General features: G+C 71.7%; 10 protein-coding genes. 1 reads left to right on the top strand and 9 read right to left on the bottom strand.

What is annotated here, in order from left to right; translation table 11 throughout:
- Window positions 1-36 precede the first annotated feature (36 nt).
- From serS to AB0M95_RS01830, 4 genes are all read right to left on the bottom strand, one after another.
- Window positions 37-1,299, bottom strand: a complete 1,263-nt coding sequence (gene serS / locus AB0M95_RS01845; protein ID WP_363758143.1) for a serine--tRNA ligase — start codon at window positions 1,297-1,299, stop codon at window positions 37-39.
- Between the two features lie 148 nt (window positions 1,300-1,447).
- Window positions 1,448-2,371 carry a prephenate dehydratase gene (gene pheA / locus AB0M95_RS01840; RefSeq protein ID WP_363758141.1) on the bottom strand — a complete coding sequence of 308 codons (924 nt, stop codon included), beginning with the start codon at window positions 2,369-2,371 and terminating at the stop codon, window positions 1,448-1,450.
- Between the two features lie 317 nt (window positions 2,372-2,688).
- Window positions 2,689-3,105, bottom strand: a complete 417-nt coding sequence (locus AB0M95_RS01835) for a DUF4446 family protein (protein ID WP_363758139.1) — start codon at window positions 3,103-3,105, stop codon at window positions 2,689-2,691.
- Between the two features lie 13 nt (window positions 3,106-3,118).
- Entirely contained in the window at window positions 3,119-4,576 is a 1,458-nt protein-coding gene (locus tag AB0M95_RS01830) for a glycosyltransferase 87 family protein (RefSeq protein ID WP_363758137.1), read from the bottom strand.
- A 719-nt stretch (window positions 4,577-5,295) separates the two neighbouring features.
- Here AB0M95_RS01830 and AB0M95_RS01825 point away from each other — a divergent pair.
- Window positions 5,296-7,407 (top strand): hypothetical protein, encoded by a 2,112-nt coding sequence (locus tag AB0M95_RS01825; RefSeq protein ID WP_363758135.1) that lies wholly within the window; start codon window positions 5,296-5,298, stop codon window positions 7,405-7,407.
- Here AB0M95_RS01825 and mptB read toward each other — a convergent pair.
- The 5 genes from mptB to AB0M95_RS01800 form a co-directional block, all read right to left on the bottom strand.
- Complete coding sequence (mptB, locus tag AB0M95_RS01820; RefSeq protein WP_363758133.1) at window positions 7,298-8,974, bottom strand: polyprenol phosphomannose-dependent alpha 1,6 mannosyltransferase MptB; 1,677 nt, start codon at window positions 8,972-8,974, stop codon at window positions 7,298-7,300. The genes AB0M95_RS01825 and mptB overlap by 110 nt on opposite strands.
- 145 nt (window positions 8,975-9,119) lie before the next feature.
- A complete protein-coding gene (locus tag AB0M95_RS01815; protein WP_363758131.1) occupies window positions 9,120-9,875 on the bottom strand; it encodes a glycosyltransferase in 756 nt (251 codons plus the stop codon).
- Between the two features lie 481 nt (window positions 9,876-10,356).
- Window positions 10,357-10,707, bottom strand: a complete 351-nt coding sequence (locus tag AB0M95_RS01810; protein WP_363758129.1) for an STAS domain-containing protein — start codon at window positions 10,705-10,707, stop codon at window positions 10,357-10,359.
- 660 nt (window positions 10,708-11,367) lie between these two features.
- A complete protein-coding gene (locus AB0M95_RS01805; protein WP_363758127.1) occupies window positions 11,368-12,507 on the bottom strand; it encodes a HAMP domain-containing sensor histidine kinase in 1,140 nt (379 codons plus the stop codon).
- Window positions 12,504-13,223 carry a response regulator transcription factor gene (locus AB0M95_RS01800; protein ID WP_358526604.1) on the bottom strand — a complete coding sequence of 240 codons (720 nt, stop codon included), beginning with the start codon at window positions 13,221-13,223 and terminating at the stop codon, window positions 12,504-12,506. The genes AB0M95_RS01805 and AB0M95_RS01800 overlap by 4 nt, the downstream gene beginning before the upstream one ends.
- Window positions 13,224-13,309 lie beyond the last annotated feature (86 nt).

The following is a 13,309-nucleotide window of genomic DNA, read 5'->3' as shown; positions in this document are numbered from 1 at the left end:
TTGACAGTAATAAGTGGCCACCTTCCGTTCAAATGCCTACTTCAGCGGTTCGAGGACGTCCAGCCCGACGAACGGGCGCAGGGCCTTCGGCACCACGACCGACCCGTCGGCCTGCTGGTGGTTCTCCAGGATCGCCACGATCCACCGCGTGGTCGCCAGGGTGCCGTTGAGGGTGGCGACGTGCCGGGGCTTCTCGTCGGTGTCCCTGTAGCGCACGGCGAGCCGCCTGGCCTGGAACTCGGTGCAGTTCGAGGTCGAGGTCAGCTCCAGGTAGCGGTTCTGCGTCGGAAGCCACGCCTCGCAGTCGAACTTCCTGGCCGCGCTGGACCCGAGATCGCCCGCCGCCGTGTCGATCACGCGGTACGGGAGCTCGGCCTTCGCCAGCATCTCCTTCTCCCACGCCAGCAGGCGCGCGTGCTCCTCGCGCGCGTCCTCCGGGCGGCAGTAGGAGAACATCTCGACCTTGTCGAACTGGTGGACGCGGATGATGCCCCGGGTGTCCTTACCGTACGAGCCGGCCTCCCGCCTGAAGCAGGACGACCAGCCGGCGTACCGCAGCGGCAGAGACCTGCCGTCCAGGATCTCGTCCCAGTGGTAGGCCGCCATGGGGGCCTCGGAGGTGCCGACGAGGTAAAGATCGTCGGCCTCCAGCCGGTACACCTCGCTCGCGTGCGAACCGAGGAAGCCCGTGCCGGCCATCGCCTCCGGCCTGAGCAGCACCGGGGTGATCATCGGCGTGAAGCCGACCTCGATGGCCTGCTGCATCGCCATGTTGAGCAGGCCGAGCTGCAGCCGGGCCCCGACACCGGTCAGGAAGAAGAACCGCGCGCCCGAGACCTTGGCGCCGCGCTCGGTGTCGATCGCCCCGAGCATCTCGCCAAGCTCCAGGTGATCGCGCGGGGTGAAGTCGAAGGACGGCTTCTCGCCGACCTCCTCCAGGACGACGTAATCGTCCTCGCCGCCGACGGGGGCGCCCTCCTCGACGATGTTGGGCACGGACAGCAGCAGCCCGTCGAGCTCCTTGGCCAGCCTCTCGGCCTCGGCCTCGGCCTCCTTGACGCCCGCGGCGAGTTCCTTGGCCCGCGCCAGGAGCGCGGCGCGCTCGTCACCGGAGGACACGGAGACCGACTTGCCGACGCTCTTCTGCTCGGCACGCAGCGACTCGAAGCCGCTGAGGGCACTTCGGCGGCGTTCGTCCAGGTCGAGCAGCGTGTCGACGACCGAGTCGTCCTCACCGCGGGCACGCTGCGACGCCCGTAGCCGGTCGGGGTCCTCACGAAGGGTACGCAGGTCAATCACGTAACAAAGGCTACCGATGTCCGGCCGCCGCTCGCGCGCCAATAGGCGCCCGATGTGATCGGGCCCGGTTGATCGGGCCCGGTTGATCGGGCCCGCTTGATCGGGCCCGCTTGATCGGGCCAGGTTGATCGGGCCAGGTTGATCGGGTTCAGACCTGGCCCGCGCGGATTCGCGCGAGCCAGCCGGCGGCCTCGGCGAAGTCTGACCCGCTGGTGCCCCGCTTGAGCTCGGGCGACACGCCGTCGGCGCGGGGGTAGCTCCCGAGGAAGCGCACATCGTCCGACATGCGGTGCAGGCCGGAGAGCGCCTCGCCCACGCGCGCCTCGGCGACGTGGCCCTCGGCGTCGAAGTGGAAGAAATAGCGGCCGATGCCGTCGCCGGTGGGCCGCGACTCGATGCGGGTCAGGTTGACGCCGCGCACCGCGAACTCGCTCAGCATCTCCAGCAGCGCGCCGGGGTGGTCGTCGCGGAGGAAGGCCACCAGCGACGTGCGGTCGGCGCCGGTGGGCTCCGGAAGCGACCCCGGAGGCGAGACCCGGACGAACCGCGTCACGGTGTCGTCGCGGTCGCCGATGTTCGACGCCAGCTCCGTCAGGCCGTAGTGCTCGCCCGCGATGGACGGGGCGATCGCCGCGTCGTACGGCGAACCCGGCGAGGAGACCTCCTGCGCCGCGGCCGCCGTGGACGGCGCGGCCACCACCACGGCGTCGGGCAACTCGCGCGCCAGGTAGTTGCGGCACTGGGTGATCGCCGCCGGGTGGGTGTACACGCGCTTGATGTGCGCCAGGTCGGTGCCCGGCCGGACGAGCAGGGCGAACTCGACGGGCAGCAGCAGCTCGGCGGTGATCAGCAGTGGCTCGCCCCAGGCGAGCTCGTCAAGCGTGACGGTGATCGCGCCCTCGACCGAGTTCTCCAGCGGGACGACGGCGCCGTCGGCCTCGCCGGACCGCGCGGCGTCCAGCGCCGCCGTCACGTTCGCGCACGGCAGTCGCTCGGCGTCCGGCGCGAGGATCCGCAGGGCGGCCTCGCAGAAGGTGCCCTCGGGACCCAGGTAGGCGAGTTTCGTCGGCATACCAGCAGGCTACCGGGCCGGATCAGAAGCTCACCCGCGATATTCACCGGTTGCGCCGAAACCATGGTGAAAGATGGCCGAAATCACTCCCCTCGCGCTTCGGGCGTGTCCTTGCATCGGCTCTGAGCTGCGTGAAAACGACCCCTATCGGGGGCCCACCACTCGGCCTTCGCACCCGTGGGCGGGTCGACGGTGGGGCCGGATCAGGAGCGGGGCCGGGGTCAGAGTCGGTCACGGTCAGTGGCTGTACGGGGTCGGTGGCAGGGCAGGTCGGAGGCGGGGCCGGTAGCGGGGCCGGGCCGGTGGCGGGGGCCGGGTCAGCGGTGGGGCTGTAAGGCGATGTCGGGGCCATTGCCGAGGCGGGCCGCGCGTACGGCCTGCTCTTCCTCGGGTGACAGCGGCTGGATCCCCCGCCCGCCCCTCACCGGACGGACGTACGTGCGGGTCTCGGTGCGTCCGTTGATCGACGTCAGCACGATGCCGTCGCCCAGCCCGTTGATCATGGCGACCGAGAACGAGAGCCGGCCCGTCATCTCGGCCAGGGCGTCGTACCGGCACACGGCCACATCCCGGATCGCCTTCACGTCCGGCACGCCGCCGAGCGCGCACTGGCGGGCCAGCATGTCCAGACAGTCCTCGACGGCCCTGCGGGCGCTGCGCAGGGCCAGCAGGCCGATGGCCACGCCGGTCATCCCGGCGACCACGCCGATCAACGCCATGACGGTGCCCAACATATGCCGAGAGTAATCAATCGATCACGTCGGCGCTCCGGAATCCCTGGGGCGTCATGATTTGCCGGGCTTCGGCGTCGCGGCGGGCCAGGAGCCAGACGAGCGCGAGCGCCCCCAGCCCGAAGGCGTCCTGTACGACGCGCCCCAGGACGGGGCTGAGCACCGGGATCTCGGCCGCGCGCAGCGACACCCCCCACCACGGGATCGGCACGACGTAGTAGAGCCAGGCGGCGACCGGTACCAGTAACGCGAGCCAAGCGGGCCGTCCCCCGGCCGGGTCGTGGCCGTCCTGGCGATCTCGGCGGTCCTGGGGGACGGGAGCGGCTAGGGCAGCGAGGGCGATGACCAGCCACGCGAGGTGGTGGATCCAGGCCACCGGCGAGATCAGCACGGCCATGAGGCCCGTCAGCGCCACCGCGGTCATGCGATCGCCCCGGATCAGGGCCCGGCGGGCGTGGCGGAAGCCGTACCAGGCGACGAACCCCGCGACCGCCAGCCACAGCACGGCGGTGAGCCAGCCCGGCAGGTAGAGGCGCAGCAGCATCCCGCGGATCGATTGGTTGGTGGTCGCGGTGTTGGACCCCAGGCGCTCGGAGTCGAGCAGGGCCGAGAACCAGAAGTTCGCGGCGTCGTGGGGGATGACCAGGAAGGGGACGATCGTGAGCAGCGCGGCGGTGAAGGCGGCCATGAAGAACGTCCGCCGCTGTTCGGGGAGCGCATCCTTACCGAAACCGGTGATCAGCAGATATATCAGGAAAACGCCGGGGGTGAGCTTGACCGCCGTCGCCAGGCCGATCAGCATGCCGCGCGGCCACCACGGGCGCCGGGCCAGGACGTCGACGACGCACAGCATCACCAGCAGGATGTCCACCTGGCCGAACCGGAACTGGTCCCTGATCGGCATCAGGTACAGGCACGCGACCGCCACGACCCCGAACAACACAGGCCCGAACAACACAGGCCCGAACAACACCGGCGGCGCCCAGGCGCGCGGCCTTCGGTGCACAAGGACGTCGCGGAAGCAGAACCGGACCGACACGGCCAGGCACACGAGGACGCCGGCCGTCCACACCCACTGGGCCACCGGCCAGGACATCACGGCCAGAGGCACCGCCAGCAGCGCGGCGATCGGCGGATAGGTGAACGGCAGCAGTTGCGGCGCGGGCGTGATCACGTCATAGACGGGAAGCCCCAGCAGCACGCTCTGCCCGCCCGTGCGGTACACGTCCAGATCGACCAACCGCTGGTCGGCCGGATTGGACAGCCAGTAGTCCACCAGCGGAACCGCGGCCACACCGATGATCAAGAGGGCGACGGCCCACGCCCACCACGCCCCCGCCCGCACAGCCCCGCGCCCGCCCGGCACGGGGGCCGTACCGTCCTCGGCGCCTTCCGGCCCGCCGGGCACGGGGCCCGTGGTGCCATCCCCGGCGCGGTCGGCCCTGCCGGGCACGGGCATCTCACCAGTGCTCACGACCTGGCAGGCTACCGCCTAACCTCCTCCAGGCCCCTCCTTTACGAGTTCCGCCGCGGTTGCCGGCCCCGTGGAGTCCCGCACGTCCACACCCTGTGGACGATGTCCACCCCAACCTGTGGAGGGCGCATGCTCCCCTCGCCAAAGAGTCCTTTTCGGATTCGGCGCCGCCTCTCCCTTCGGCCAGGCCCTGCGGACGAGCCGGGGCCTGTGGATCGTCGCGGGTTATCCACAGGCACACCCGTCCGGGCAGGCGGCACTCCTGTGGGTGGCTAGGGTTTCCAGGAGCGGGGCATCGAGGCGTCCGCGGACGTCTCACCAGGTCCGCAGTCGTCCGTAGGGGTGGAAGCGAGGTTTCGGTGGGCATGCGAGGAACCGTCCGGGCTGCTGTGGCCCTCGCGTTGGGCGTGCTCGCCATCCTCGGCTGCCTCGGTGGCACGGCTCTGGCGGCCAGAGACGGCGTGGTCCCCGCGCGCGCAGCCGACGCGCATACGCCGGGCATCTCTTCTGCCTCGGGCACCTCTTTTGCCTCCCCCACTTCCTCTGCCTCGGGGATCTCGTCTGCCTCGGGCACCCTGGCCGACTCGGGTTCTGTCCCGGACCTCGTCTCAGACGCCCTCACCGTCCCGGGCGCCACGGAACCCGGTGCCGCGAACAGGTCGGGCTCCGCGCGGACGGGGTCCGAGCGAGCGGATCCCCGGCGTGTGGTGGTCATCGGCGTGCCCGGGCTGCGTTGGGCCGATCTGAGCGCCGAGGGCACTCCCAATCTCTGGGCGCTGGTGGGCCGGGGGGCGTCGGCGTCGATGTCGATCCGGGCCTACCCCCGGCCGGATCACGCGAGCACGTGCCCCGTCGCCGGGTGGCTGACCGTATCGGCGGGCCAGCGGGCCGGGTCCGCGGCGCTGGAATGCGAGCTTCCGCCCGTTCCCGCCGGGTCCGGCGACGGCGGCCCGGCGACCGTCCCGGGGTGGGCCGATCTGAGGTCCTACAACGCCGCGACGTCCTACCGGGCCACGATCGGCATGCTCGGGCAGGCCGTACGGGACGCGGGTGGCACGGTGGCCGCCGTGGGCCCGGGAGCCGCCCTCGCCGCCGCCGACAAATCCGGCAACGTCCAGAAATATGCCGACAACATCGCCAAGCTCGGCGATCTGAGCCAGAACACCCTCGTCATCGCCGACATCGAAGACCTGGCCCAGGCCTGGCTCTCCGCCCCCACCGCGACCCCGCCGGCATCGCCTGGATCACCGGGATCGCCGGGATCGCCGGGGGAACTCTCCGACGCCGCGCGGGCCGCGGCTCTGGCGGCGGTCGATCGGCGGGTCGGAGAGATATCGCGGCTGGTTCCGGCCGGGGCGACCACCCTTGTGGCGGGGCTGTCCGACGTCTCGGCGGCCGCTCATCTCCACGTGGCCCTCGCCGCCGGGCCGTCGCCGGCCGGGCGTCCGTACACGCCGGGTCACCTGACCGCGTCCTCCACCCGCCAGGACGGGCTGGTGACCATCACCGACCTGACGACCACGGCGCTGGACACTCTCGGCGTGCGGGTGCCCGCCGGAACAGTCGGGCGGCCGTGGCTGCCGGGCGGGGCGGCCCCGGCCTCGGTCCACGAGACCGTCAGAGAGCTGGCCGACGCCGACCTCGCCAGCCGTGTCCTCGTCGAGGTGCGCGGGCCGTTCTTCGCGGTGTTCGTGGCCGTCCAGTTGCTGTTCTACGGTCTCGCCGCGCTCGCGGTCCGCCGTCGCAGGGGTGGCGCGCGCGTGCTCGTCGCCACTCAGGTCATGGCGGTCGCCGGCGGCGCCGTCGCGGTGTCCACGTTCCTGGCGCAGCTCGTCCCGTGGTGGAACCTCGGGCATCCGATGGCGGCGCTCATCGTCACGATCATGTGCCTGATGGGGCTGCTCGCGGCCGTGGCGTTCGCCGGGCCGTGGCGCTCCCACGTGCTCGGCCCGCTCACGGTCGTCGCGGGCGTCACCTCCCTCGCCCTGCTCTTGGACGTGCTGACCGGCTCGCGCCTTCAGGTGAACGCCGTCACCGGGTACGAACCGGTCACCGGCGGCCGGTTCTACGGCTTCAGCAACATCGCCTTCGCCGTGTACGCGACCGGCACGATCCTCGCCCTCGCCGGGGTCGCGCAGGCTCTGGTCGAGCGCGGGCGGCGAACGCTCGCCCTCGCCGTGTGCCTGACGTACGGGCTGCTGGCGATCTTCGTGGACGGATGGCCGAGCTGGGGCGCCGACTTCGGCGGTGTGCCCGCGTTCGTCCTCGGGTTCGCGGTGTTCATGATGCTGCTCTCGGGCCGCAGGGTCACCTTCGGCAGGCTCGCGGTCGTCGGCGTCGCCGGAGTCGCCCTGATCGCCGTGATCGCGTTCGCCGACCGGCTGCGGCCCGCCGAGCAGCGCACCCACCTCGGCGCGTTCGCCCAGCAGGTCCTCGACGGCGAGGCCCTGCCGGTGGTCGGCCGCAAGCTCGGCGCGATGCTCGGCATCACGATCGGCAACTGGCAGCTCTCCCTGCTGTCCCTGGTCGCCCTGGCGTTCCTCTACTTCGTGCTGGCCCGCCCGTCGCGGTGGGGCGCCTCGGCGCTCAGCCTCGCCTACGAACGGGCTCCCGCGCTGCACGCCGGGCTGTTCGGGGCGCTCACCGCCGCGCTCGCCGGGTTCCTGCTCAACGACTCCGGCATCGCGATCCCCGCCATGGCCCTCACGGTCGCGGTCCCGCTCACGCTCGCGGCGTCCCTGCGCGCCGTCCTGCTCGCACAGCCCACCACACCAGGGCGGCCGTCAGCGCCAGCAGAAGCCACGGCACCACCTGGCCCCTCCACACGGTGACCAGCCACTGAAGGTCGTCCGGCAGGAGCTTTTGACGGGCCGGGACATAGGCGAGCGACAGCACGGCCAGCCGCGCGGCCATGAAGCCGTCGAGCGAGGTGGCCGTGATCATCGCCAGCAGGGCGAACCCGAGCCCGTCGTACCAGGGCAAGGCGTACGGGGTGGCGACCAGCCAGGCGGCCACCACCGCCACGGCGACCCGCGCCGCCTCCTCCCGCTCCTGCCCAGGCCCGGCCACGGACGACCAGACCGCGGACGACGCGCCTTCCCGAGATGCGACATCAGGCAGCCCGACTTGGGTGGCGGACCCCTTCGAGGACGACACTTCGCAGGAAGCGGCCACGGACAGCGGAACTTCGCGAGAGCCGTTGCCGGAGGACGAGAGCTCGTCGGCCGGGGGCGTTGAGGCCGAAGTACCTCGCGGGAGAGCGCGGCAGAGTGCCACGGCGAGGACGACGAGCAGGATCAGGGAGCCGGCCTGGACCCATCCGCGATAGGCCGAACCCGTCCCGACCACCGCTTGCAGACCGTGTTGGAGCAGCCGCCAGGGGGTGGCCAGGGACAGGGACTTGCTGGCGTGCAGGACCTGGTCCAGCGAGTGGCGCCCGGCGAGCGCGTAGGCGACCAGCACGGCCACGGTCGCGGAACCCGCAACGATCGCCAGGCGCTTCGGCGACCTGCGTAGAGCCCACGCGGGACCGAGCGCCACCAGGCCGGCGTTGGCCTTGACCGCGATCCCCAGCCCGAGCAACGCGCCGGAGACCCACCGCGAACCCGCCCGGCCGCCGGCGATTCGATCGGAAGCCGAACGCCCGCCGATGGCCAGAGCTCCCACCACGAAGACGACCGCCAGGGTGTCGACGTGCATGCCCGCGAGCAACTGGTAGATCAGCAGTGGATTGGCGGTCCAGAGAAGGGCCGCGCGTGCCTGGCGCGCCGGGTCGCCCCGGGTGTGCCGGTGGAGCAGCAGGGCCGTGATGACGAAGGCGGCGGCGTTGAAGAGGGCGAGGACGAAGACGGTCAGCCGTACGGAGTCCCCGCCGACGAGGCTCGCCAGCGCCTGGACGGCGGTCGCCACCGGGCCGTAGACGCTCGGCTCCTCCCTCCAGGGGATTTCCACGGAGTCCGCGATCGGATCCCCGGGCAGGTCGACCGCGCCCGTGGCGTAAGGATCATGGCCGAGGGTGACCATGCGGCCGTACGCGGCGTAGTTCAGGTGGTCGGCCGAACCGGAGGGCGGCAGGAACGCCAGCGCGACGGCCGCGAGACACCCGGCGAGGAGGAGCCGGCGCGGGTCGGGCCTCCAGCCGCGCCGAAGCGCGAGCAACCCGGCGGCGAGGCCCAGCGCGCCGAGCAGGACGGCCGCCGCCTCCAGGCCGACCACGAGATGGCCGTCCGGACGCGCGTCCAAGGAGTACGGGGGTTGCCACGCGGGCCCCGGCAACGGCGGGACCACCACGGAAGGCCCCAGCGCGCCGATGACCACCGTCACCACGACGCTGAGCACGCCCCCGGCCACCGCGACGCGAGACGACCACCCCCGCCCGCGCGTCCCAACCCGATCCACCGCTCGATTCCAGCACACCCCACAACCTCCCCGAGCCATCTCCACCCCCTTCCACGGCCCGCAACAACCCGTCGCCCACGGGCGGCGGGGCTGTCGCGTCCAGCGGCAGCGGCGGACGCCGTGGATGTGGTGGAGAGGGGCCGGGTCAGCGGGGGGTGCGGAGGGTGGATCTCAGGTTGGTGACCAGTTGTTCGCGGGAGGCGAGGGCCAGGGCGACGTCGCGGAGCTGGCGGGCTCTGTGCAGTTGGGCGCGCCAGTCGGTGCCGGTCGCGCGGTGCGCCATCTCGACCTCGACCTCCTGGACGCGGAAACCCTTGCGGATCAGGTCGATGGTGAGGCCGGTCTCGACGCCGAAACCGAAGGCGAGGGGGCGGGCGGCCTCGAAGGCCGCTCGGGTGAGGCAGCGCTGGCCGTTGAGGGGCTGGGTCGCCTGCCAGCCGACGGCGCGCTTGATGCCGTCGCGCGCCAGCCGGACGACGATGCCGTGGCCGCCCAGCTTGACGCGGGTGGTGAACATGGCGATGGTCATGTCGGCCGCACCCGCCCGGACGGGTTCGATCAGGGCCGCGGCGGCACCGGCGGTCGCGGCCAGGTCGGCGTCCAGGAACAGCAGGTGGCGGGCCCGTTGGCCGCCAAGGGTCAGCGTGTCGAGGAGGCGTACGGCCTCGGCGCCGCTTTCCATGGCCGCCGCCTTTCCGCGGTTGCGGCTGTGGCGTACAACGTGGGCGCCCGCCGCCTTGGCGACCCGGCCGGTGTCGTCGAACGAGCCGTCGTCGACGACCACGACCAGATCGACGCCCGGAATGGCCAGCGCGGCCCTGACGGTCGCGGCGACGCGGTCGGCTTCATCCTTGGCAGGGATGATGACCGCGGTATCGGGCTGTACGGATGGGTCGCTCATCGGTCCTCGTCCGGTTCGCTGCCTGTGGCGGTCGATCGACGCTAGCCGGGATGCTCGTCCATCGGCAACTTCGCCACGATGGTGTCGCGCGCAGAGGCCCGAACGCCGCGACCGCCAGACGAGCGCGTCTCCTCCGCACACCGAAGCAGGCCACCGACCGCCCTCGTCCACACTGACGCCCACCGAAACGCGAAGCAGGCGCCCGCAAGCCACGCCCCGAGAACGAGACGGGCGCTTCTCCTCATGCCGAATCGGGCCACTGACCGCCCTCATCGACATTGATGCTCACCGGAACGCGGAGCGGAGGCGCGAGCCACGGCCCGAGAACGTGACGGGGGTGGTACCGCCACAGCGCACCGAGACGGACCCCAGCGGCACCACCTTGGTGATGATCGAGCACGTGAGCGTGTCGTCCCAGGTGCTCGGGTGACGGTGTCGGCGGGGATTTCTCCGACCGCCCAGTGCTCGTCGGGCGGCGGCGTCAGCCGGGGTGTTCGGCTGTCAGGAGGTTCGCCGGGACCGTGTCGTGGACCGTGAAGACCGAGTCCAGGCCGGTGACCTGGAGGATCTTGCGGACGGCCGGGCGTGGCGAGGCGACCTCCAGTGCGCCGCCGCGTTCTCGCATGCGCTTGAGCGCGGACAGCAGGACGTTCATGCCCGTGGAGTCGCAGAACTCCACGCCGGACATGTCTATGACGACCAGATCCGGGCCGGTTTCCAGCAGGCGGGTGAACTCCGCCTGCAGGCGCGGCGCGGTATATAGGTCGATTTCGCCGACAACCGTCAAGATGGCGTGTCCGGCATGTGATCGAGTCGAGACCTTGAGCTCCACAGCGGGCACACTAGCGCCGCTCGGCCGCCGGGTCACGTTCTACCGCGATAACCGAAGAGTCGTCCGCCCTTTGTTCCCGGTTCCCGCCTCACGGAAACGCTGGGTACGCAAAGCTTGACGCTATGCGACACCGGCTCGGCCGGAAGGGGGGGGAGGCCCGGAACCTCCGCGTCCGGTCGTCACTTCGAGAAGGAGGGGCGGGCGAGGAGTTGGACGGGCCCTACAGCGCCGATGAACAGTGAGATTCCTGAAGATGCCCAACGCCAGTGCATGCGTGAACGTTTGGAGGGCATCCTCGCCCGGACCGAGAGGGCGCGCGCCTGGGGGGACGCCGCCCTGCCGCTCCGGCCGCTGGTCAACCGGGATGGATACGTCCCGATCAAGACGCGCCTGTCCGTGGACGATCTGGCGCTGCTCACGGGGGCGCGCACCGAGTTGCTGTGCTTCTCCGAGCTAGGCCTGCGCCTGCTCGACCTGCACCAGCCGCGGGACGCGGGCGGCATCACGAGCGACGCCGCGCATCCGATCCTGCGGTGCAGGAGCTGCATGTGGCGCTGGCCCTGCCCGACATTTCGGGCAATGTCGGACGCGCTGGCGGCGCTTCCGGCCTACGAGCCCGCGTCCGGGCCCACCCCGTCACCCGAGGGCGACCGGCCGCTCTCAGACGGGGCCGGCGAGCGCGGGCGCGGAGACGGGCAGGCTGATCTCGAAGCGGCAGCCCGCGCCTTCGTTGACGACGGCGATGGCGCCTTCGTGGGCTTCGACGATGCCGCGCGCGATGGCGAGGCCGAGTCCCGCGCCGCGGTCGGGGCCAGGAGACCGCGCGGCCTCTCCGCGAAAGGCCACCTCGAAGACGCGTGGTAGGTCGTCCTCGGGGATCCCGCCGCAGCAGTCGGCGACCGAGAGGCGGATCGTGTCGTCGTCGGCGACCGCGCGCACCACCACGGTTCCGTCCTCGGGCGTGTGCCGGATGGCGTTGACGACGAGGTTGCGCAGCGCGCGCCCAAGCTCGGCGGCGTCGGCGTACACCGGCAGGACGGGCCCGGCCTCCGCGGCGAGGCGCACTCCCTTGGCCCCGGCCAGGGCCTCCACGCCCGCGAGCACGTCGGCGACCAGGTCGCCGAGGCCGATGGGCCGTGGGGTGAGCCGCAGCGCACCGGCGTGGATGCGCGACAGCTCGAACAGATCGTCCACCATGTGGGACAACCGGTCGACCTCCAGCCGGATCTGATTGTGGTAGCGGCTGACGGTGGCGGGGTCGTGGACGACGCCGTCCTCCAGCGCCTCGACCATGGCGCGCATACCGGCGAGCGGGGTGCGCAGGTCGTGGCTGACCCAGGCGACGAGCTCGCGCCGCGCGCCCTCCAGTGCCCGTTCCCGTTCGCGGCCCTCGCGCAGCCGCCGGTAGGCCTGTTCCAGGGCCTTGGAGATGGTGTCCAGCTCGGCGGGGAGCCTTCCCGGCGGCGGGACGAAGTCCTGGGACGGCGACACGGCCTCGACGGCGGCGACGAGCCCGCGGCTCACCTTGACGAGCCTGCGGGCCACGATCAGGGCGACGCCGAGCCCGGCCAGCCCGGCGATGGTGACGACGGTGAGGACGACGTTCTTGGGGTGGCCGTCGATGATCATCTCGATGGTGATGGAGACGACGCCGGCCAGCGTGGCGGCGACGGTGACGACCGCGACGACGGCGAGCGTGATGCCGATCGAGCGCCCGCGCAGGAGCCACAGCAGGGCCAGGCCGAGCGCGGCGATGACGAGCCCGAGGCCGCCGGCGACCGCGGCGACCTGGACGATCACCGGATGTGCCCGTCCGGCGGGCCGTCCACGGGCTCGTACCGGTACCCGACCCCCCAGACCGTGACGATGCGGCGCGGGGTGGTGGGGTCGGTCTCGATCTTCTCCCGCAGCCTGCGGACGTGGACGGTGACGGTCGAGGTGTCGCCGAAGGACCAGCCCCACACCTGGTCGAGCAGGGCGGCGCGGCTGAAGGCCTGACGGGGGTTGCGCATGAGGTAGGCGAGCAGGTCGAACTCGCGCGCCGTCAGGGTGATCTCCTCGCCGCCGAGCCGCACCTCGTGGGCGCCGACGTCGACCACGAGGCCGTCGTCGCGGAGCACGCCGGTGCCGTTGGTGACGAGCGTCCCCTTGGCCCGCCGCAGGACGGACTGCACGCGCAGGGCCAGCTCGCGCGGGCTGAACGGCTTGGTGACGTAGTCGTCGGCGCCCGTCTCCAGGCCGACGACGCGGTCGATCTCCTCGCCGAGCGCGGTGAGCATGATCACGGGGACTGGCCAGCGCTCCCTGAGCTTCTTGCAGACCTGGAGGCCGTCCATGCCGGGGAGCATCAGGTCGAGAACGAGCAGGTCGGGCGGGTTGGCCAGGGCCCTGCGCAGGGCCTCGGCGCCGTCGCCCACGCTCTCGACCACGTGCCCGTCGCGTTCGAGGTATTTGACGATGACTTCGGCGACGGTGGGGTCGTCGTCCACGACGAGGATGCGGGGAGGGTGTGCCATGTTCAATCTTTAGCCCTCCACTATGCCCGATTTGTCACAAATTATCGCTTCAATCGGGACGAGCGGCACCCGCGGCACCCCTTCGT

The sequence above is a fragment of the Sphaerisporangium sp. NPDC051017 genome (assembly GCF_040683095.1).
Lineage (GTDB): Bacteria > Actinomycetota > Actinomycetes > Streptosporangiales > Streptosporangiaceae > Sphaerisporangium.
Note: the sequence above shows the minus strand (reverse complement) of the source record. Positions and strands in the feature narration are given on the sequence as shown.

Excerpts from the sequence above, each read along its gene's own strand:
- AB0M95_RS01815 (WP_363758131.1), bottom strand. The coding sequence starts at position 9,875 with ATGAGCGACCCATCCGTACAGCCCGATACCGCGGTCATCATCCCTGCC.
- AB0M95_RS01800 (WP_358526604.1), bottom strand. The coding sequence starts at position 13,223 with ATGGCACACCCTCCCCGCATCCTCGTCGTGGACGACGACCCCACCGTC.
- pheA (WP_363758141.1), bottom strand. The coding sequence starts at position 2,371 with ATGCCGACGAAACTCGCCTACCTGGGTCCCGAGGGCACCTTCTGCGAG.
- AB0M95_RS01835 (WP_363758139.1), bottom strand. The coding sequence starts at position 3,105 with ATGTTGGGCACCGTCATGGCGTTGATCGGCGTGGTCGCCGGGATGACC.